Raw genomic sequence first — 18,497 nt, 5'->3', positions numbered from 1 at the left:
CGTCGTCACGCGCGAGCGCTCTCGGGATCAGCGCAGGACTACGATCCGGTCGCCCAGTCTGACCTCGGACAAGGCCAGGGCGGTCCGGATGCTGCCGAGGGCTTCCTCCGGACGTTCGAGGTGGAAGATCCCCGTCACCCGCCGGGAGGCCGCGCTCGAACTGCCCAGGATGATCCGGCCCGGGCGATATCGATTGAGGTCCTCCACGACCTGGGAGAGGGGGGTGTCGCGAAACACGAGGAGGCCTCGCCTCCAGGCCGCGACGGAGGCGATGTCGACGGGATGGACCCCGCGCGCATCCGACCCGGTCGCCATCGCCTGCCCTGCCGTGAGGCGCGTTGCGCCTCTGCCCGGCGCGGGAACGACCGTGACAAGGCCGGAGAGGCAGGTCAGGTCGGCATCCATGCCGCCGACCCAGCCGGAGAGACCGTCGCTTGGCTTGCAGCGAACGGCAAATTCCGTTGCTTGACCGGCCTGCGTGGCGAGGCGAGCCTCTCCGACGCTCAGGGTGAGGGCCGCATGGCCGGCCGGCACCGTGACGACCACCGCACCCGCGTGCAGGGCGATCGCCGGCCCTTTTGGATCGGGATCTGCGTCCAGCGCCGTCTCGGCATCCAGTTCGATGCGGATGCCGCTCGCAAGGGCCAATGTCCGGATCTCGCCGGTTCCGGTCCGGTGAGCCGCGTTCAAGGCCGGCCATCGCAGCGCGAACGTGGCGCCCGCGGCTGCGATGGAGGCCGACGCAACCCCGCCCGCGGCCACCCGGCCGAGCATGCGGCGCCGGGTCAGCCCAGATGTGCTGGAACGAGAGGCCGGTGCCTCTCCTGAGGCCGCCAGCGCGTGACCCGCCGCTTTCCAAAGGCCTGAGGCGGCGCGAAACGCCGCATCGTGTTCCGGGTTCGCGCGCCAGTCCGCGAGGGCCCGCGCATCGTCCTGGGTTGCCGTGCCGGATGTCAGGCGGACCACCCAGGCGCGCGCCTCCCCGTCGATACTTCGATCCCCGTCGCCCGAAGGCCTGCCCTGTTGGTTCGGCACGCTCATTCTTCTTTTGCCGATTGCCGGAAGGGTTGCGGGCCCTCCCAGGGAGAGCGCTCCATGCAGTGAGACGTTTCCACGAGGACGATCCCGCAATCAATCCGGATGCCGTCGGGCGTGCAGACGTTCGGCACAGTGATCGAGGGCCATTCTGACGTCCGCCTCCACGGTTCGAAGCGACACACCGAGACGCGTGGCGATCGCCGCGTGGCTCAGGCCTTCGAGACGGCTGAGGCGGAAGGCCTCGGCGCGGCGGGGTGGCAGTTCGCGCAGCGCCGCGCCGAGGCCTTGCAGCTCGACACGGGATTGCGCCTCCCGCTCCGGGCCGGGTGCCTCGTCGGCCACCGTCAGTAGATCGTCGATCTCGGAGGTCGTGAGAACGCGGGACTGGCGCCGCTGCGCACGCTGGTAGTCCACGGCAAGGTTCGCAGCGATCTGGAACAGGAAGGCACGTTCGTTGTGCAGGGGCGTTTGGCTAAGGTCAGCACGCGCGATGCGGATGAACGCCTCGTGTGCGAGATCTGCCGCATCGTGCTGACCAACCTTGCGGCCGAGAAAGCGCAACAAGGCTTTGCACTGCGTACGATACAAACTCGCAAGCTGGCTGATGCGCTCATCGCGCGTAGGAGTAACGACAGGCATGGACCCCTGCCCGCGAATGACAGCCGGAGCGATGTTGCAAGTCCATCTCGTATATCAACGATGCTTCCCGTGGCAAGCACCCCACGGACCGTTAACATCATATACTCTCTATGTTATAATTATTCTACTTCGAGACATCCGGAGATGGGTTTCGAGATATGTATTATTTCTATTATTCCTGGCCGGCTCAGGCTTCATGGATTTATCGTATTTGTCGAGGCGGAAGCAGACGGTTCGGCTCATGAACGGGCAGGCTATCGCCCCCAAGACACAATGTCGGGAAAACGGTCGTTTTCCTGACATGGAGTCTACAATGGTCGAAGAACTCACCAAGGAACAATTCTGCGCTCGGTTCGTAACCGAGATGCTGCGGATTGCAGGTCCGAAGGACAGCGAGGGACACTCCGTCGAAGACTACGCGAAGGATGCCGCGCCGACATACTTCGATGATCCCGACCAACGGGAAGCCGGACCTGAGGAATGTGCCCAGTCCGACTTTAGCTATTGGGAGTAACCCCCACGTTCGGCAAAGCGGACGCGCTCAACGCGCCCGCAAAACGTTCGTTTTCACGACATCCGTGAGTTAGTCCAATCTGATGAAAGAGGCAGACCTCTATTGACTCGCCTGCTTACTAACAAGAAGAAACGAGATACCTATGTATGGATGCAGTTTCAACACTGACCCTGCATCCATATATTATTATGAATTTCTAGCCTATTCGGCTTACACCATCTCGAAATATCTGGTCTTTAAGCTATGAACAAATATGCGCTGTCGCTTATGGTAGCTCCGTTCGAGAACGTAATGGTATCATGCGATGTTCCATCGGCTGAATGGATCGCCCAATGAGTATTATCAATTTTTTCGAAATGCGCACCGTCATAGATTGATCCGTATCCTCTAAACACAAGCTTATCCTGACTATCGAAATCAGTGATCGTATCGTTGCCAGAACCTTTTATGAATTCGAATGTATCAGATCTACTGCTTCCTGATGAATCAGCTGGATTTCGCGTTCCGCCAGAGAGAACATTATCTACTCCACGCTTATCAATAATGTAGTCATCAATAGCGCTGCCTATTACGTTCTCGACATTCTTGATTGTTCCGGATGCGCTCGGAATAATAAAATATTGGGACACAGCTCTAACAGATCCGGTATCTAGATCTGTTATAACTCGACCATAGCTGGATGTATATCCTATGTCGCTGAGGTCTACGGTATCTATTCCATTTCCACCATCAATAGATTTAATAACGTAGGCCTTGAACGTGTCAGCGTAATCTGAACCAATCACCCCGGTTATTCCCGATATACTATCGAGGTATTCACCAGATCTCACGGTTGTGTATTCGTAAAAGATTCCGCTCACAGCCTTTTCGTAAGTTATCACATCATTGCCGCCGCCGCCGACGTAAGAGTTATTCCCAACGTCATCGACAAACGTGTCATCGAACGCTGACCCTACAGCATTCTCGATACTACTCAGTCGATCATTATTAGTGCCGTCCCAGGTAATATCTGCGTCCATGTCGATAATTACGGAACGATCTGAGCTTCTATAGCTTACCGTGTCCCTGCCACCACCCCCAAAGATTAGATCTGCGCCGCCCGAGCCACCGTCGATCAGGTTATCAGCGTCATTCCCGTAGAGGATGTCATTGAACGAAGATCCTCGGATATTTTCGATATTCAAAATCGTGTCTACATCACGATCATCTCGACCTAAAAAATTGGCGAGATCAACAAAAATACCCTGAGAGGATTGCGCATAGGAAACTGTATCGATGCCGCCCTGCCCATCGATGATGTCTCGACCGCCACTGCCGCCGTCAAGCACATTATCTAAGCTGTTTCCAAGTAAAGTATCATTCCCAGCCGAACCGATGGCATTCTCGATATTAAAAAGCCGGTCGTTATTTGCTCCGTCCCATGTAAGAGAGTTATAAAAGTCGATCGTTACAGCACGGGAGGACGTGGCATAAGAAACTGTATCGCTTCCTGCTTTTCCGTCGATCGCGTCAGAGCCACCGTCGCCGCCGTCGAGCACATTGTCGGTTGAATCACCGATCAAAGTGTCGTTGAACGCAGATCCAATAGCATTCTCAATGCTGCTTAGTGAGTCGTTGTTGACGTCATCCCACGTTGATCTCGCGGTTAAATCAATCGTCACCCTTCGACTTGATGAAGCATAACTAACGGTGTCGCTTCCACCATTGCCGTTTATCTGATCGGCTCCACCATCGCCGCCGTCGAGCACATTATTGCCGTTGCTGCCGTTCAGCGTATCATTGAAGGATGACCCAAGCGCATTCTCGATGCTGCTGAGCCTGTCGTTGTTTTCACCGTCCCACGTAAGCTGCGCGTTGAGATCGATGATGGTGCCGCGTCGCGAAGAGGCGTAGCTGACAGTGTCGATCCCGCCGTTGCCGTCGATCTGATCGGCGCCGCCGGCGCCCCCGTCGAGCACATTGTTGCCGTTGCTGCCGTTCAGCGTATCGTTGAATGACGATCCAATCGCATTCTCGATGCTACTGAGCTTGTCGTTGTTTTCGCCATCCCACGTAATCTGCGCGTTAAGGTCGATGATGATGCCGCGCTGTGACGAGGCGTAGCTGACGGTATCCCTTCCACCCTTCCCATTAATAGTATCTGCGCCCCCGCTTCCTCCATCAATCGTATCATCATCTTCCGTACCATCGAGAACGTCATCGTAAACTGTTCCATTTATTACTGGCATTATTCTATCCTAGTAAGAGTTTTATTTATTTATGATCTGGGGCAAAAGATTCAGCGGCAGACATATCCATAACATCCATACTACGTTGCCGACAATATCCCGTTCGTTGATTTGGACTGTCGCATACACTGACCCAGCGTTTATGATTTGCCATCTGCATAACCGAACGCCTTACGGCGTAGATTATTCGGTCGTTTTTCCGACATTATCGCGGGGCTCAGTTCGAGCATCCTCAAACAGCTCCGTTTCTGTCGGGAAAATATGACTGGATTTCTATTGCGGATTAAACGCAGTGGAATCACTATCCCGACATGCTCGTCGGATATGCCCGCGTTTCCACTCTCGACCAAAACCTCGACCTGCAGCGCGACGCGCTGACACGTGCAGGCTGCGAACGCCTGTTCGAGGAGAAGAAGTCCGGCAAAGCCGGCACCAAGCGTCCCGAATTCGAAGCGGCCCTCGCCTACCTGCGGCCCACCGACGTGCTTGTAGTCTGGAAGCTCGATCGGCTTGGTCGCTCGCTGGTCGAGATGATGCGTACCATCGACAGCCTACGGGTGAAGGAGATCCACTTTCGCTCCCTGACCGAGCAGTTCGACAGCGACACGGCACACGGACGCTTTGCCCTGCAGATGCACGGCGCCATGGCGGAGTACTTCCTCGACCTCAACCGCGAGCGGACCATGGAAGGGCTGAAGGCCGCCCTCGCCCGGGGGCGCAAGGGCGGCCGACCCAAGAAGCTCACGCCAGCCGACATCGAGGTGGGTCGCGCCCTGCTGCACTCAGGCACCATCTCCATCGCGGCCATAGCCAAGCGCCTTGGGGTCAGCCGGGACACCTTTTACAGCTACTTTCCTCAGGCGAGGGCTCGCAGCCAGGCCGCCGTCGCTGCAGCACGGCCGGAACATGAGGCGGATCGCGCTAAAGTAGCCTCAGGATCGCTGGCATCAAAATTCTGAATGCCGGAAAGGAATATTCTTTTCTCGGTAGACCGTTGTGAATAATTCTACTTGATTTGTTTGATTGATCAGTTCTTAGAGAAAGGACACTCCGACCGAGAAAGATCCCACCATGGACGAGACCGCCCCGCAGATGTCCAGTGACTACATCGAGATGTCCGCCGACATCGTGTCAGCCTACGTCTCCAATAACTCGATCCCGTCGAGCGAGCTGGCCAATTTACTCGCCTCCGTGCATGCCGCTGTCAGTGGCCTTGCTGCCGGTGGAGCTGATGCTCCGGCGAAGGACGGAGTCGAGAAGGCGACACCGGCTCAGATCAAGAAGTCGATCACGCCCGATGCGCTGATCAGCTTCGAGGATGGCAAGCCATACAAGACGCTGCGCCGGCACCTCACGCTTCGTGGGCTTACCCCCGAGGCATACCGGGCCAAGCACGGTCTTTCTGCCGACTACCCAATGACCTCCGCCAGCTACTCGGCGCAGCGATCCGAACTCGCACGCTCCCTGGGGCTCGGCCACAGTCGGAAGGGCCAGACCAAGGCTTCGGCAAAGGTCGCGGATGCGGGGGATGTGATCTCTGAGGCCCCGGCCGATGCGAAGAAGAAGGCTGGACGACCGCGCAAGGCCGCGACTGCCGAATGAGACTTTGAAGGGGCGGTGGCTCCTCTGCCGCCGCCTCCAGACACGCAGGCGTGATGCCGAGCTAGCAGCTGATCCGCCGTCAGCCGGTGCTTGACGAGCTGCATACTGGCTTGAGTGGGAAACGCGCGCCGGACGTGCCAACGGCCAGCGGTATAGCCAAGGCTTCACTTTGTCCGCTCGCTTTCAACCCGCCCGCTCGTATCTTTCGAGAACGACGATTGTCGGAAGTTACAGCACACGCGGATAAGCGTAACTGAAATCCGCAATCCCTGAAACACTGAAGATAGGAAAACCGGGCTTCGAACTTTCAGCCTTGCGCGAACCCCTACAGTCATGGTTTCCGAGCTTCAGGCCGTCAGCGTTTCCTTAAGGCCGGAACCGCAGGATGCCCGAGACCCTGAAGCCCCGACGCGGGACGCACCCCTTATGCATGTGATCCTTGTCGCTACACAGAAGGGAGGCGCGGGCAAATCCACGATCTGCGCTCACTTCGGAGCCTTGGCCGAGCAGCATGGCAAGACGCTCTTGGTCGACGCCGACCCGCAAGGCTCGCTCACTGATTGGTACACGAGCCGGCAGGCCGCGACGCCCCTCCTAGTTCAGGCCGACGCAACCAGCATCGGGCCAATCCTAGACACGGCAGCGGACGAGGGTGTCGCCTGGGTCATCATCGATAGTGCCCCGCACAACGCGCCCTTGATGGCCTCGCTTATGAGCCGTGCCAGTGTGACCGTCGTTCCCGTGCGCCCCGGCCCCTTCGACCTCAAGGCCGCGCACAAGACGTTAGACATGGCCCGCGCGCTGAAGGCGCCGATCGCCTGCATCATCAACGCGGCGCCGCCGATCACGCGCGAGAACGAACCGAGCGTCGTTGCGGAGGCCCGCATGGTCCTGACCAGCATGGGCGCTCCCGTCCTTGCCGGCCAGGTATCCCAGCGCGCCAGCTTCTCGCACGCCCTCATCACCGGGCAGAGCGTGACGGAGTATGACCCCGACAGCCGAGCAGCAGCGGAGATCGCGGCCATGTGGTCCGCCGTCACGAAGCTGGCCGAGACCTTCCCCCGGAAATCCTGATCCCCTGAAACACTGAGATCCTGAGAGCCCGAACGATGGCGGCACCCAAGCGGCCCACCCTCACCCATCTTGCCGTCCCGAAGGCCGCCCAGCCGGCGCCTCAGGCCGAGGCTACATCCGCGCCAGCGCCGACCGCCGATGCGACCACCCATGCAGCGCCCCCGGCCGGCAAGCGCGTCCCAACCCCGCGCCGAGCGCCCCAGGACATGAAGACGGTCCAGGTCCGCATCAACAAGCGCGGATGGATGACGCTGCGCAACCTCGCGTCCGATCGGGACATGAGCCTTGAGGCCCTTATGGTCGAGGCGCTGAATGATACCCTGTTGAAGCATCAGCAACCGCCCATCGTGGAGCGCCGCACAGGCGAGCGCGGAACCGAAGGCATCGAGGCAGAGTAAACGCAGAAAGGGCGCAGCCATCGCCGCGCCCCTACTCCCTATCTCGTCAATCACTGAAAAGTGAATTTCGGCGTTTCAGGGGTTCAGGCTTTCAGCGCGGCCGACGCCGAGGGCGAAGCCGGTCCTGCGCCCGGTCGAGATCCGCAAGGGCGCCATCCACCCGTGCGAGCCAGCGCCTTGCCGCGCTCGCATCGCCGCGCGCATTGGCCCGAGCGAGCCCGGCCGCGATCCGGCGCAGGCGCCACATCTCGAAACTCATCCAAGCAAGGCCGACCACAGAAGGGACGGGCGCCGCCTGGGGGATGGCAGGAACGACACGCATCAGCAGGCCACCACGTAGAGCGCAACGAGGATGGTTGCCGTGATGACGTTCCCGCGTCCGGCTTCGTGTCCGGCTTCCGTCAGGAGCCTACACCGAATGCGCTTGAGGCGGCCGAGGCCACGTGCGACGGCGGGCAGTCCGAACGCCAGGGCGGCGCGCATCGTGAGGCGGGTTTTCATCGGTCGATGTCCTGCATGCTGGAGATTGGGCCGACGTCCTCGCCGCCCGAGATGTACGCATCGAGATCGACGGCCCGGATGAACGTCAGGCCGTCGCACTTCTTGGCGGGGATCTTCCCGGCCGCGATGAGTTGGTAGAGCTTCGCCCGCCCGATCCCGATGGCCTCGGCGGCATCGTTGATGCGGTAGGCGATGGGCGCTGGCTTCTCGCGGATCAGGGGCCGGCGCTTGCTCTCGGTCGGGAAGGTCTTGGTCTTCGGCACGATGTCCTCCTGCCTTTGCGGCGCTCGATCAGGGCGCCCTTCAACGGGCGGAGTCCTGTTCGATGTCGGAGGATGAACCGCGCAGCCAAACGATCTGCGAGGCATGGCCCTCAGGGGCGCCAAGGGACGGTTCGGCGTCGGCGCCGTCCTCCCGCTCAACGTCCCCCTCGATCTGGTCGAGGAGGGCAATCAGCCGGTCGGCGGTGTCGAGGGCAGCTTGCGCCGCTTCCTCGATCTGGCGACGGACATCAGCCGGGGAGGGGGCCAGCGGCGCCGCAGGGGCGCTTGCCGGGCGGCGCGGGACGAAGGAGAGGACGTTGCTCATCGGGTCAGGCCCCGGCCTTTCCGCCGGCCTCAAGGACCGCAGAGGACGCAGCGACCATGTACCGGGTGCGAGCCAAATCGAGTGCTTTGCCCCACCCCTCCAGAGTTACCTGAGCGCCATCCAGAGCGCGGTACATGCCTTCCGGAGTCGCGTCGTTCTTCTGACCGGCGTCGCTGATGAAGGCGATCATCTCGGCTTTCCCCATCCTCAGAAGGCGGTCCATGAGCAGCAGACCCCAGATCTGTTCTTGGATCCTGTTCCCCCATTCCGTAGGCGAGAGGATCGGGTCATCAAACTCGTAGGCGTCGAAAGAGAGAGTTGCCGCGCTTTCCAGGGTGGCCGGCTCATCGCTTTGAGGTATCGAGGCCGGCGCGGTCCTATCCTCCTCGCCGGTCGGCGAGGCGGGGACCAGCGACGACACTTCCCGCAGCACCGCGAAGGTGAGCCTGTCCCGGTCGTCCAATTCCACGTCGAAATCCAGGGCCTCGCCTTCGAGGTCAGCCAGAAGCATCCGTGCCTTGGCCGCGAGGTCCCCGAGTGTGATGGAGGGCTCTACGGTCGCCCGAGCCCAAACCGCATCGGACTTCCCCGCCTCACTATCGAGCCGGTCGTCATCCCAAATCTCAGCCTTCGAGGTTTCGTTGATCCACTCGACGTGCCCGATGGCCCAATCGCATGCCAGCCCGAGGGAGGTCGGCGCGCTACCTTGGACCGCAGCCGGCGCTGCTTCCTGAGCCTTCGCAAGCGCCTCCAAGATGTCGAGATGCAGAGAAGCCCTGTGTGCCTGCCGGCGAGCGTGGCGCTCATCCTCAGGCACATCATCGGTGATGAAGGCGCACCGCCGGGCGTACTCGGCTTGGGCCAAGTCCAGAAGGCGGACGCCCTCTGCGTGGATGACGCCACGGATGTTCATGAAGCTCATCGGCTTGTCGAACGGGTACGGCACGAAGCCGTCGGGACACGTCGTGCCCTCAAACGGGTCAGCGGGCTTGCGCCTCATCACCCGCGCCGCCGTGGCCTTCAGGCTGGCGGCACGCTGTTTCAGGGAAGGGCGATCAGCAGCCCGGCGGAACGGATTGGACAGCTTGAGAGAGGGCACGCGCGGCGCTCCTATGGTCGGACAGGATTGAAAGGGAGGGCGCGGCAGCAGGCGGCTACCGCAGCGAGGGCGGCAGCGTCAGATCAGGGCGCTCTGCGCGATCAGGTTCGTAACGGCCTGCTCGTCATCGGAGATCGGCACGCCCTGGCTCTTGAAGAACTCAACAGCGAACCGGGCCAGTTCGCGGCATCCAGCAGCGGTGTGCGGCACCGTCTTGAGGATCGTGCCATCGACGTGAGCCCACATCTCTCCGAGCAGCGCATTCCGGGCCACGAAGCGGGGATCATTATCATCCGCATCAGCGGACGCAGCGAATGCAGCTTCGACCTCACGCAGACGGCGACAGCCCTCCTCGATCATGGGCAGGATCGGATCGGCAACGGGTGTAAGGATGCCCCGCTTGGCATTCAGCAGATCCGCAGCGATGGACCGGGCGAAGTCGGCGATCCCCTCGTAATCCTCCATGGTCAGCATCGCCTTGGCCTTGGCCTTCAGTCCGGCGAGACTTTCGGCGCGTTCCCGCACCAGCACCGACAGAACCGCGCCGCGCTCCTCATCCAGCCCCTGAAAGCCGGGCACATCAAAGGCGTCGCGCGGGTCGTCCTTCAGGAGGACACGGGTTGCAGCGTCGAGCCGTTGCAGATCCCCGCAGGCCGTCACCAGCACCCCATCCAGCGCGGGCCAGCCATAAGGTACGTCTGGGCGCTTGCCGTTATCCTGAGCCGAGACGGGGTCCAGGTGGTCGCGCTCGTTCAGGTCTTCGCGCCAAGCCACCCCCACCATGTCGAGCACATCAACGGCGCGGGACGCGGCCGATGCCGAGAGCGTGGACCGGCCGGGATAGCGATCTGAATGCGGAAAATGGAACCGCTCGGCCGCGTTGCACGACAGCACGAACTTGTCCGCGTCAGTGCCCCGGTGCGGGTAAAGCTCCGCGCATACGAGGCGGCGCTCCATGTGCAGCCACGAGGCGTAGTTCACGAGGGCAATGCGATCGACTGCCGGCACCGTGGCGGGCGGCCCCTTGGCGATGACGCGGGAGACGGCAAAAGCCATTTTGGCTCTGGCCTTGGTGGCGGTCAGCCGCTCACGCAGCGAGGGGCGAGGAGCGTCGCGCTTGGCAAGTCGGGCAAAGGGATTGCACATTTCAGGTTATCCATTTTTCAGAGTTTCAGGGTTTCAGAGATTAAGGGTCTGAGGAGCTAGGCCAGCGTTGCGAGGCCGATGACGACGAGGCCGCCGCAGATCAGGGACAGGGCAGCAATGGCCTCGCCCAGGCCGCTCAGGAGGCGCAGGGTCGGCGCGAGTGGAGCGCGGGCCGGCTCGACGGGCAGGAAGTCCAGGCGCAGGTACAGCGCCAGATCCGAGGCGCGGGCGAGCACTGCCGCATCCGTGATGCCGTCGTGCTGGATGTGCCAGCGCAGATGCCGGAGCAGGGCCAGGGAGCCGAACTGCGTCGCGCAGGGCGTGGCGAGAAGGCGGGCGAGGGCGCCTTCCATCTCGACGTGACGGCGCGCCACCAGGGCGTCAGAGGCGCACTGCCAGACGCTCCAAGCCTCGTCGTGGTGGTCGATGGCCGCGAGGATGGGGTCAGCGTGGAACGGGACGTGTTCGATGATCTGGGCGTGCGAGGTCGTTGCCATAACCGGGGCTCCGGGGCTTGGATTGGTCAGCGATGGGGAGGGGACGGTGCCGAGTGCGCGAGGCGCCTAGTCGGCCGGTATGGGCAGCGAGGGCGACAGAGAGGCCCAGGCGGCACGATCCAGCGGATAGGCGCCGGGACGGGCGAAGACCTCGCGCAGGCGGCGCTGGGCAGCGCGAGAGGCGCCGCGCACGTTCACCGGATCGGCGTGGCTCACGCGGTTCGCGTAGTACCGGACGAGGGCGACGGCTTCGGCCCGCGTCGTGGGCGTCAGACCGTGCAGGTTCACCCGAGCCTCGAAACGAACCCGAGCCGTAGCGATCCGCTCCGCGCGCCATTCAGGGTTCAGGACCCCGCCGGGCCTGCGGGAAGCCGAGATTAACCCGGCCGCGCGGTACGCCGTGTCCGCAGCTTCAGCGAGACGGATCGCGGCCAGCATCGGATCGGGCGGCATCGCCATGCTCGCGCGCAGGAAGGGGCTAAGGAGGAGGGCGCCGCCGAACAGCGAACGGCGGGTCAGGGCGTGAGCGGTCATCGCGCCAGCCCTGCGTTGAGAGCCCAGGCAGGATGGTCACCGTCCGGCCCGTACAAGTCAGGCAGCAGCGCCCAGAGACGCGGCGTGATGGTGTTGAGGAGCTTGCTGTTCACGTCGCCGGCTGCGGACCTCAAGGCGTCGTCGTGGAACTGGTCCGCCTCGGCCATGTCGTCGCCATGGACGTACTCGGCGAGCGCCATGCCGATGATGGCGGCGCCGATTTCAGCTTGGGTCGCGGGGGAGAGCAGGTGCCACGCCTGAGCCGGGGTGAACGGCAGGGGAAGCTGCGCCCAGAGAGCAGCATGGTCCGACAGGCGGTCGCTGTCGTCGCCGCGCAAGGTCGGAGCCACCGCCGGGGCGGCTTCCGAAGCCGGAAGGTTGCCGACGACAACAGCGGCGAGGGCGGCGCTGATGACGTGACGGCGGGGAAGAGAGTTGGACATCTCGGCCCCCTCAGTGCGCGGCGGCAAGGCGAGCGGCGCGAGCCATGGCCCAAGCCTGCTTCATGGCAGCACCGATCAGGGCGCGGTGGGAGCGGCCGAGGACGGCAGCGCACTCCTCGCGGGCGATGGCGTTCGCCAATACCATGATGGCGCTGCGGTCGTAGCCGAGAGCAGAAAACAGAGGGCGGGACTTGGCGACCGCGAGAGCGGCCTTGGCCTCGCTATAGAGGCGGATGCCTTCCTTGCGGGCTTCCTCACGGGCGATCCGCTCAGCCAGGTTGGCAGCCGGGGCAACGAACGTGCGGTCATTGCGCATGTCGCGGGTGGCAGCGGTCCAGGAGATCGTGCGGTTGAGGGACATTGGCAGGTTTCCGGTTTCATGCTTATATGCACAGATAACCGGAGAGTGGTCAACACGTTTCCGGCAACCCTTGCATAAAAACGGAAACAATGTTGACCAGAGAGCAATGTCGGGCAGGCCGCGCCATGCTGGACTGGAGCAGGGGTGACCTTGCGCGTGAGAGCGGCCTGTCTGAGCGCACCATCACCGATTTCGAGCGAGGAGCCCGCGAACCGCACGACAACAATAAGCGCGCAATGAGCAGTGCCATGGAAGCTGCCGGCCTTGAGTTCATCCCAGCAAATGGGGGAGGGGCAGGCATCCGCTTCCGAGAGAACCCCTCTGCCGACTCGACCTTGGTCGCCCCATAAAAAGGGCCCCCTTTTTTATTCGGAAATGGGGGCGCCCCTTGGGAAAGGGGCCGAGTCTAGCGACCCCTAAAAGGCCCCTTTTCGGGGCGCACCCCGCATCGGGAGGAGCAATGACTGCAGACGCAGACGCTTTGCTTGCCTCTGGCCGTGGCCATTTCTTCGCTGCCGATCAGCGATGCGTCGAGGCCACCAGCCTTGAGTTCATCCCAGCGAACGAGGGAGGGACCAGCATCCAGTTCCGTGAGAGGAAGGCATGATCAGCAGGCCCAGAAAGCGACGTTGGCGCGCCTTATCAGGACTGCTTCTCTTAGCCCCTTGGTCATGGACGGCTGTCCAAGCCGGCACGCCTGTTGAGGAAGCGCGTCGCTGCGATCGCGTTCTTGATGCTCTATGGTCAGAGCAGGTTGATGATGTGATTGATCCTATCGGGGACGGAGCGAAATTGTCTGAGGATGAACGAAGGCGATTTATTCAGTCCAATAAGCGGATCGCGCAAATGCTTCTTCACTCGCCTTTGGGGCGGCCGATCTCGCGAAGCGGACTTCCGGATGCTCAAGTTTCTGGAACAGAAGTCGTTTTAAGGCGGGAAGCTTGGCTCTGGGCTAAGGACCTAAAAATCTGGATCGGATGTGTTCGTTATCGAGTGGACAATGGCTGGAGCACTCAAGTTCATTATTCTCCAGAACTTTCCGAGGTTACAATGGAACTAGAACGCCGCGCACGCTCTCGGTCGAAGGCAAGTGACTAAGAACAAGGTGATTTTTTATGTTGACGGCAGTCCGGGCCGCCTCGATGCCGCGGTCAATGCTCTGAGTGAGACCAACGAGGCGGACAGCTTCGCGGATTGGTCATGAAGAGCGTTATCCCGCTTCCACCCGCCCGCCTTCTCCGGCTGGCTGATGCGGCAGCGTTCTGCTCGCTCACCGTCTCGGTGTTCGAGCGGGCGTGTCCAGTCGCCCCGATCAACCTGTCACCGGACGGGCGGGACGATCGCCGGCTCCTCCGCTACGACGTTCGAGCCCTTCACGAATGGATCGACTTGCTGAGCGGTCGTGCGGCGGGCATGCCAGAATACTGAGACTGGCTGGCCGAGTTCGACCCCTGATGAGTAGAAATCACTTACGCACAGTAAGCGTTAAAAAAACGATCCCGTGATCCGTGCTTGATAATTTTACTCAAATGTCCGATCTGGTAGGCGCGGGGGCGCGAAATCGAATAGTAGCATGTCAGACAACACAGAACATAAAACCGCCAACTTCATCGACCTCGCTGGCGATATCGTCTGCGCGTATGTGTCGAATAATTCGGTTCCAGTGGCCGAACTCCCAAGCCTCGTGCACAGCGTTCACGCTGCTCTAGCAGGTCTTGCCAGCGGCGCGGTTCAAACCGCCACAGACGATATCCACGAGAAGCCGACCGCCGCTCAAATCCGCAAGTCGGTGGCGCCGGACGGCATCGTCAGCTTCCTAGACGGTAAGACCTACAAGACCATGAAGCGCCATCTGACTGGCCATGGCCTTGATCCTCAGAGCTACCGCCAGCGTTTCGGCCTCCCCGCCGACTACCCGATGGTCGCCCCGAGCTACGCCGCGCAGCGCTCAGCTCTGGCGAAGTCCATCGGTCTTGGCCGGGTCGCCGATCGTGGCGAAGAAGCGAAGCCCAAGGGCACGGGCCACAACAGGGCTGCGTAGCTTCCTTCGTTAGCGTCGCGGCTACATAGAGCCGCTGCGCCGGTTCCACGATGGGGGAGCCCGACATGACTCGGCCGGAGCCAACGCTCGAAGCCTAAGTTCAACTTAGCCCCAGGATCGCATCACGCGCGGTGCAGGAACCGTCCGACCGTCGCCGCCAACTTCGGCCGGCGCGGGTGCCTCGGCGGCGTTCAGACGGCCCTGCATGCCCTTCCCTGTCTTGAAGGTCAGGACCCGCTTGTCGGCCACCGGCACGGCCTCGCCGGTCTTCGGGTTGCGTCCCGTGCGAGCCTCGCGCGCCTTCACCGCGAACGCGCCGAACCCACGAAGCTCAACCCGATCACCGGCCACCAGCGCTTCCGAGATCCGGTTTAGGATGGCGTTCACTACCGCCTCGACGTCTCGCTCGTAGAGGTACGGGTTCTGCTCTGCGATGCGGAGGATCAGTTCGGACTTGGTCATGGGCCGGGGTGAGACCCGATCCGGGCGAGTGAGGCAAGGGCCGCCAATGCGAGTGGCTGCTCTCGACCCCTTCTCGGATGTTCGTCTGATTGCAATCGAACCCGTGCTCATTCCCATCGTTGTCGCAAGAGAATGGGTGCCATCATCGTCATTGCTTTGTCTGCCGGTGGCCTCGCTCCGCTCAGGCAGATCGTTGAGGCTTTGCCGCCCACCTGCCGCGCCTCCGTCTTCATCGTCCAGCACGTCGGGGCGAATCCGAGCGTCCTTCCCGAGATCCTCAGTTGGCGCGGTAGGCTTCCGGCAGCCTTCGGACGACACGGCGAGATCATTGAGCGTGGTCGGGTCTACGTTGCACCATCCGACCACCATATGCGGTTGGGCTTCGGCACGATCCTTCTGGATCGGGAGATCAAAGTGCACTTCACGCGTCCGGCCGCCGACCCCCTGTTCGTCTCAGCGGCCGAAACCTACGGCGCACGCGTCGTTGGGATTGTGCTGAGCGGCGCCAACAGCGACGGGGCCGAGGGCCTTCGGATGATCACGGCGCGCGGTGGTCTTAGCTTGGTCCAGCATCCTGACGAAGCCAAATACCCCGATATGCCGCTAGCGGGGCTGAAGCGCGATCACCCCGAGGGAGCGCTCACTGCCGCTCAACTTGCCGAGCGGATCATTGCGCACTGTGCCTGCAACGATTGAGAGAGCAGCGAAGGCGAATGTCCACTTCCCCCGCGTGCCGGACCCAGCGAGTGGATGCAGCCCGTCAGATCTCGCTTTCAGGTCTCGCATTCCCGATTTCGCCCCACACCCCGGCGACGCGCTTGAGGCACGGCTAACCAGCCTCGGGCATCCTGCCGGCGAGCCAAGTTGCGTACCGGCTCAGCGTGAGATGAACGATCCTACCCCGTCAGTCCCGTGAGCAGATCGGGCGGCGGGGGCTGCTTCATGCAGGAGGAGGACGATGGATCTGCGTGATGCCATCGGCAGCCAGCGCGTCGGGCGCTATTGGCTTTGGAGCGAGGCAGAAATTGCGCTTCTCCGGTCTGGGCAGCCAATTCCGCATCGAACAGCGCGCGCTTGTAAATACAAGCGGCTCGATCTTGGTATTCGCATAAGGCCCATAAAGTACCTTTCCAAAAATCCCTACAAGCCTCCTAAGCAGGTTTTAGGGGATATACCCTGGCCATCCTGGTGGCGGCGAGCACATTTAATGCGCGTGGAGGGATACAGCCCTTTAGAAATTGCCCGGATATTGATCAAAGACATAAAAGCTGTACGGGCCGCTCTCTATCCAAGCGAGCGCGAGAAGCGGCGGCAACGAAATTTGCGCTTGAGGCAAAAGGTTGAATGCCGTGCCAAACAGCAAGAACGAGATAAGGCTAGAGAGCACGATCGCGAGAAAGACAAGCTGCGGAGTATCGCGCGGTTTGAGTGGCGTGCTGCGGGCGGCGATCCTCGTGCGCTGGAGCGCTTTTACCGGGCCTACGACTGCCTCTAAATAGAGAACAAGCCGCCCGAACTGCTTACCGCTGGCATCGGGTGCAAGGCCCCTCCCTAACGAGACATCGGCACTTCATCCCATTTTGATGCCGTGCAAGAGTGGCACGCTTGAAGACCGGCTAACCAGCCTCGGGCATCCTGCCGGCGAGCCAAGTTGCGTACCGGCTCAGCGTGAGATGAACGATCCTACCCTGCCGGTCCCGTGATCAGATCGGGCGGCGGGGGGCAGCTTCATTAAACATTAACCATACGATCCTCATCTGAGGTCATACCGCTCCTGCTGCTCTCGCTGGATCGGATGCGGCCAAAATGCCGGGATGGGGTGACGCCGGATGTACGCGCACCTTGTCTCAGCGTCCGTGGTCGTTGATGTTTTCAGCGACGGCTCAAGCTTAACGGTTTGTTGCCGATGTCCCTTCAGGGTGCCTCAACCTTTGAAGGAGCTTTCCGATGCGTGTGCTGCTGATCGAGGACGATGCCTCCGTCGCTGCCAGCATCGAATTGATGCTCAAGTCCGAGAGCTTCAACACCTACACCACGGATCTCGGCGAGGAGGGGATCGACCTCGGCAAGCTGTATGATTACGACATCATCCTGCTCGACCTGACGCTGCCCGATATCTCGGGCTACGAGGTGCTGCGCAGCTTGCGCGTCGCCAAGGTCAAGACGCCGATCCTGATCCTCTCCGGGTTGGCCGGCATCGAGGACAAGGTGAAGGGCCTCGGCTTCGGGGCCGACGACTATCTCACCAAGCCCTTCCACAAGGACGAGCTCGTCGCCCGCATCCACGCCATCGTGCGCCGCTCGCAGGGCCACGCCCAGTCGGTGATCACCACCGGCGACCTCATCGTGAACCTCGATGAGAAGACCACCACCATCGCCGGCGCGCGCGTCCATCTCACCGGCAAGGAGTACCAGATCCTGGAGCTCCTCGCCCTGCGCAAGGGCACGACGCTGACGAAGGAGATGTTCCTCAACCACCTCTACGGCGGCATGGACGAGCCCGAGCTGAAGATCATCGACGTGTTCATCTGCAAGCTGCGCCGGAAGCTCGCCAATGCCTCGGGCGGCAAGAACTACATCGAGACCGTCTGGGGCCGCGGCTACGTGCTACACGACGGCGTGTCCGCGATGCGCGCCATGGCGGGATGATCCGAGCGTCCCTCGGATTGCGGGCTGCGATGGCGGTCCGGCGTTGGTCCGCGAACATCGAGGCCGAACCCGACAGACTACGATTTCTGAACCGGCGGACTGTTCTCGTGGAACCACCCGTCGCGACGTGTGTTAACCCGCTCGGTTACTAAGATGTAAATCTTCAATTGTTGTTAGTCTATTCGGGTCGATATCGATCTATCATGTGTGTTGCTCAAATGCACTAGAGCTCAGCCAGGCTCTCACGGTAGAACCGCTTCACACCGCACCGAGAGTGCGCCTCTGGTTCCCGGCAGTTCTGACATGATCAAGACGCTCATCCTCGCCAGCGCCGCCACCGCGCTCCTGGCGGGCGCCGCCTCGGCCGCCGACCTTCCGCGCCGCGCGGCGCCCCCGGTGTTCGTGCCGGTGCCGGTGTTCACCTGGACCGGCTTCTACGCCGGTTTCAACGCCGGCTACGGCTTCGGTACGGGCAACGACAACAAGGGCCCGACCACCATCGTTGCCAATGCGCCGATCTTCCTCGGCACCGCCGCCAGCGGTCCACCCGGTGCGGAAGTCGTTGCGGCAACGATTTCGGCCTGCCCAACAGCAGCCGCAACGACTTCCGCACCGGGTGGACCGCTGGCGGCGGCATCGAATACGCCCTGCCGACCGACTCGTTCCTGAACTTCTTCAAGTCC

At 61.7% G+C, this 18,497-nt stretch carries 24 protein-coding genes and 2 pseudogenes; 11 read left to right on the top strand and 15 right to left on the bottom strand.

What is annotated here, in order from left to right:
- Window positions 1–27: 27 nt before the first annotated feature.
- The 4 genes and pseudogenes from MKK58_RS04505 to MKK58_RS04490 form a co-directional block, all read right to left on the bottom strand.
- The gene (locus MKK58_RS04505) at window positions 28–690 is read right to left on the bottom strand and encodes a FecR family protein (RefSeq protein ID WP_243910984.1); all 663 of its coding nucleotides are present in this window, start codon (window positions 688–690) and stop codon (window positions 28–30) included.
- A gap of 186 nt (window positions 691–876) precedes the next feature.
- A pseudogene (locus MKK58_RS04500) lies at window positions 877–1,041 on the bottom strand (FecR/PupR family sigma factor regulator); the annotation flags it as partial.
- A gap of 90 nt (window positions 1,042–1,131) precedes the next feature.
- The gene (locus MKK58_RS04495; RefSeq protein ID WP_279578223.1) at window positions 1,132–1,677 is read right to left on the bottom strand and encodes an RNA polymerase sigma factor; all 546 of its coding nucleotides are present in this window, start codon (window positions 1,675–1,677) and stop codon (window positions 1,132–1,134) included.
- A gap of 750 nt (window positions 1,678–2,427) precedes the next feature.
- Window positions 2,428–4,419: a beta strand repeat-containing protein gene (locus MKK58_RS04490; protein ID WP_243910967.1), complete on the bottom strand. Its 1,992-nt coding sequence runs from the start codon at window positions 4,417–4,419 to the stop codon at window positions 2,428–2,430.
- A gap of 311 nt (window positions 4,420–4,730) precedes the next feature.
- Between MKK58_RS04490 and MKK58_RS04485 the strand changes: the two genes are divergently transcribed.
- The 4 genes from MKK58_RS04485 (at window position 4,731) to MKK58_RS04470 (ending at window position 7,493) form a co-directional block, all read left to right on the top strand.
- Window positions 4,731–5,378 carry a recombinase family protein gene (locus tag MKK58_RS04485; RefSeq protein WP_243910966.1) on the top strand — a complete coding sequence of 216 codons (648 nt, stop codon included), beginning with the start codon at window positions 4,731–4,733 and terminating at the stop codon, window positions 5,376–5,378.
- A 112-nt stretch (window positions 5,379–5,490) separates the two neighbouring features.
- The gene (locus tag MKK58_RS04480) at window positions 5,491–6,021 is read left to right on the top strand and encodes a MucR family transcriptional regulator (RefSeq protein WP_243910965.1); all 531 of its coding nucleotides are present in this window, start codon (window positions 5,491–5,493) and stop codon (window positions 6,019–6,021) included.
- A gap of 426 nt (window positions 6,022–6,447) precedes the next feature.
- On the top strand, window positions 6,448–7,095 hold the full coding sequence (locus MKK58_RS04475) for an AAA family ATPase (RefSeq protein ID WP_243910964.1): 648 nt from the start codon (window positions 6,448–6,450) through the stop codon (window positions 7,093–7,095).
- A 206-nt stretch (window positions 7,096–7,301) separates the two neighbouring features.
- Window positions 7,302–7,493, top strand: coding sequence for a ribbon-helix-helix domain-containing protein (locus MKK58_RS04470; RefSeq protein ID WP_243910963.1), 192 nt, complete (start codon window positions 7,302–7,304; stop codon window positions 7,491–7,493).
- Between the two features lie 91 nt (window positions 7,494–7,584).
- Here the strand turns inward: MKK58_RS04470 and MKK58_RS04465 are convergent, their stop codons facing one another.
- The 10 genes from MKK58_RS04465 to MKK58_RS04420 form a co-directional block, all read right to left on the bottom strand.
- Window positions 7,585–7,752: a hypothetical protein gene (locus MKK58_RS04465; RefSeq protein ID WP_243910962.1), complete on the bottom strand. Its 168-nt coding sequence runs from the start codon at window positions 7,750–7,752 to the stop codon at window positions 7,585–7,587.
- A 62-nt stretch (window positions 7,753–7,814) separates the two neighbouring features.
- Complete coding sequence (locus MKK58_RS04460; protein WP_243910961.1) at window positions 7,815–7,994, bottom strand: hypothetical protein; 180 nt, start codon at window positions 7,992–7,994, stop codon at window positions 7,815–7,817.
- The gene (locus tag MKK58_RS04455) at window positions 7,991–8,257 is read right to left on the bottom strand and encodes a helix-turn-helix domain-containing protein (RefSeq protein ID WP_243910960.1); all 267 of its coding nucleotides are present in this window, start codon (window positions 8,255–8,257) and stop codon (window positions 7,991–7,993) included. The genes MKK58_RS04460 and MKK58_RS04455 overlap by 4 nt, the downstream gene beginning before the upstream one ends.
- A 40-nt stretch (window positions 8,258–8,297) precedes the next feature.
- Window positions 8,298–8,582, bottom strand: coding sequence for a hypothetical protein (locus tag MKK58_RS04450; protein WP_243910959.1), 285 nt, complete (start codon window positions 8,580–8,582; stop codon window positions 8,298–8,300).
- A 4-nt stretch (window positions 8,583–8,586) separates the two neighbouring features.
- Window positions 8,587–9,681: a hypothetical protein gene (locus MKK58_RS04445; protein WP_243910958.1), complete on the bottom strand. Its 1,095-nt coding sequence runs from the start codon at window positions 9,679–9,681 to the stop codon at window positions 8,587–8,589.
- A 78-nt stretch (window positions 9,682–9,759) separates the two neighbouring features.
- On the bottom strand, window positions 9,760–10,827 hold the full coding sequence (locus MKK58_RS04440; RefSeq protein ID WP_243910957.1) for a hypothetical protein: 1,068 nt from the start codon (window positions 10,825–10,827) through the stop codon (window positions 9,760–9,762).
- Window positions 10,828–10,883: 56 nt separating this feature from the next.
- A complete protein-coding gene (locus tag MKK58_RS04435; RefSeq protein ID WP_243910956.1) occupies window positions 10,884–11,324 on the bottom strand; it encodes a hypothetical protein in 441 nt (146 codons plus the stop codon).
- A 66-nt stretch (window positions 11,325–11,390) separates the two neighbouring features.
- The gene (locus MKK58_RS04430; RefSeq protein WP_243910955.1) at window positions 11,391–11,858 is read right to left on the bottom strand and encodes a penicillin-binding protein; all 468 of its coding nucleotides are present in this window, start codon (window positions 11,856–11,858) and stop codon (window positions 11,391–11,393) included.
- Window positions 11,855–12,301 (bottom strand): hypothetical protein, encoded by a 447-nt coding sequence (locus tag MKK58_RS04425; protein WP_243910954.1) that lies wholly within the window; start codon window positions 12,299–12,301, stop codon window positions 11,855–11,857. Before MKK58_RS04425 ends, MKK58_RS04430 begins: the two co-directional genes overlap by 4 nt.
- Before the next feature lie 10 nt (window positions 12,302–12,311).
- Entirely contained in the window at window positions 12,312–12,662 is a 351-nt protein-coding gene (locus MKK58_RS04420) for a hypothetical protein (RefSeq protein ID WP_243910953.1), read from the bottom strand.
- 89 nt (window positions 12,663–12,751) lie between these two features.
- On the opposite strand from MKK58_RS04420, the gene MKK58_RS04415 reads away from it, so the two are divergent.
- The 3 genes from MKK58_RS04415 (at window position 12,752) to MKK58_RS04405 (ending at window position 14,703) form a co-directional block, all read left to right on the top strand.
- Window positions 12,752–13,012: a helix-turn-helix transcriptional regulator gene (locus MKK58_RS04415; RefSeq protein WP_313899268.1), complete on the top strand. Its 261-nt coding sequence runs from the start codon at window positions 12,752–12,754 to the stop codon at window positions 13,010–13,012.
- 850 nt (window positions 13,013–13,862) lie between these two features.
- Window positions 13,863–14,090 (top strand): hypothetical protein, encoded by a 228-nt coding sequence (locus MKK58_RS04410; RefSeq protein ID WP_243910951.1) that lies wholly within the window; start codon window positions 13,863–13,865, stop codon window positions 14,088–14,090.
- A 145-nt stretch (window positions 14,091–14,235) separates the two neighbouring features.
- The gene (locus MKK58_RS04405) at window positions 14,236–14,703 is read left to right on the top strand and encodes a MucR family transcriptional regulator (protein WP_243910950.1); all 468 of its coding nucleotides are present in this window, start codon (window positions 14,236–14,238) and stop codon (window positions 14,701–14,703) included.
- A 105-nt stretch (window positions 14,704–14,808) separates the two neighbouring features.
- On the opposite strand, the gene ihfB is transcribed toward MKK58_RS04405, so the two are convergent.
- Window positions 14,809–15,165, bottom strand: a complete 357-nt coding sequence (gene ihfB, locus MKK58_RS04400) for an integration host factor subunit beta (RefSeq protein ID WP_243910949.1) — start codon at window positions 15,163–15,165, stop codon at window positions 14,809–14,811.
- A gap of 132 nt (window positions 15,166–15,297) precedes the next feature.
- Between ihfB and MKK58_RS04395 the strand changes: the two genes are divergently transcribed.
- The 4 genes and pseudogenes from MKK58_RS04395 to MKK58_RS04380 all read left to right on the top strand — a co-directional run.
- On the top strand, window positions 15,298–15,861 hold the full coding sequence (locus MKK58_RS04395) for a chemotaxis protein CheB (RefSeq protein WP_243910948.1): 564 nt from the start codon (window positions 15,298–15,300) through the stop codon (window positions 15,859–15,861).
- A 262-nt stretch (window positions 15,862–16,123) separates the two neighbouring features.
- A complete protein-coding gene (locus tag MKK58_RS04390; RefSeq protein ID WP_243910947.1) occupies window positions 16,124–16,660 on the top strand; it encodes a hypothetical protein in 537 nt (178 codons plus the stop codon).
- A gap of 452 nt (window positions 16,661–17,112) precedes the next feature.
- Window positions 17,113–17,814, top strand: coding sequence for a response regulator transcription factor CtrA (gene ctrA, locus MKK58_RS04385; protein WP_243910946.1), 702 nt, complete (start codon window positions 17,113–17,115; stop codon window positions 17,812–17,814).
- 306 nt (window positions 17,815–18,120) lie between these two features.
- Window positions 18,121–18,497 (top strand): annotated as a pseudogene (locus MKK58_RS04380) (porin family protein); the annotation flags it as partial.

It is taken from the genome of Methylobacterium sp. J-078 (assembly GCF_022829285.1).
Classification (GTDB): Bacteria; Pseudomonadota; Alphaproteobacteria; order Rhizobiales; family Beijerinckiaceae; genus Methylobacterium.
This window is presented reverse-complemented; position numbering and strand designations above follow the sequence as displayed.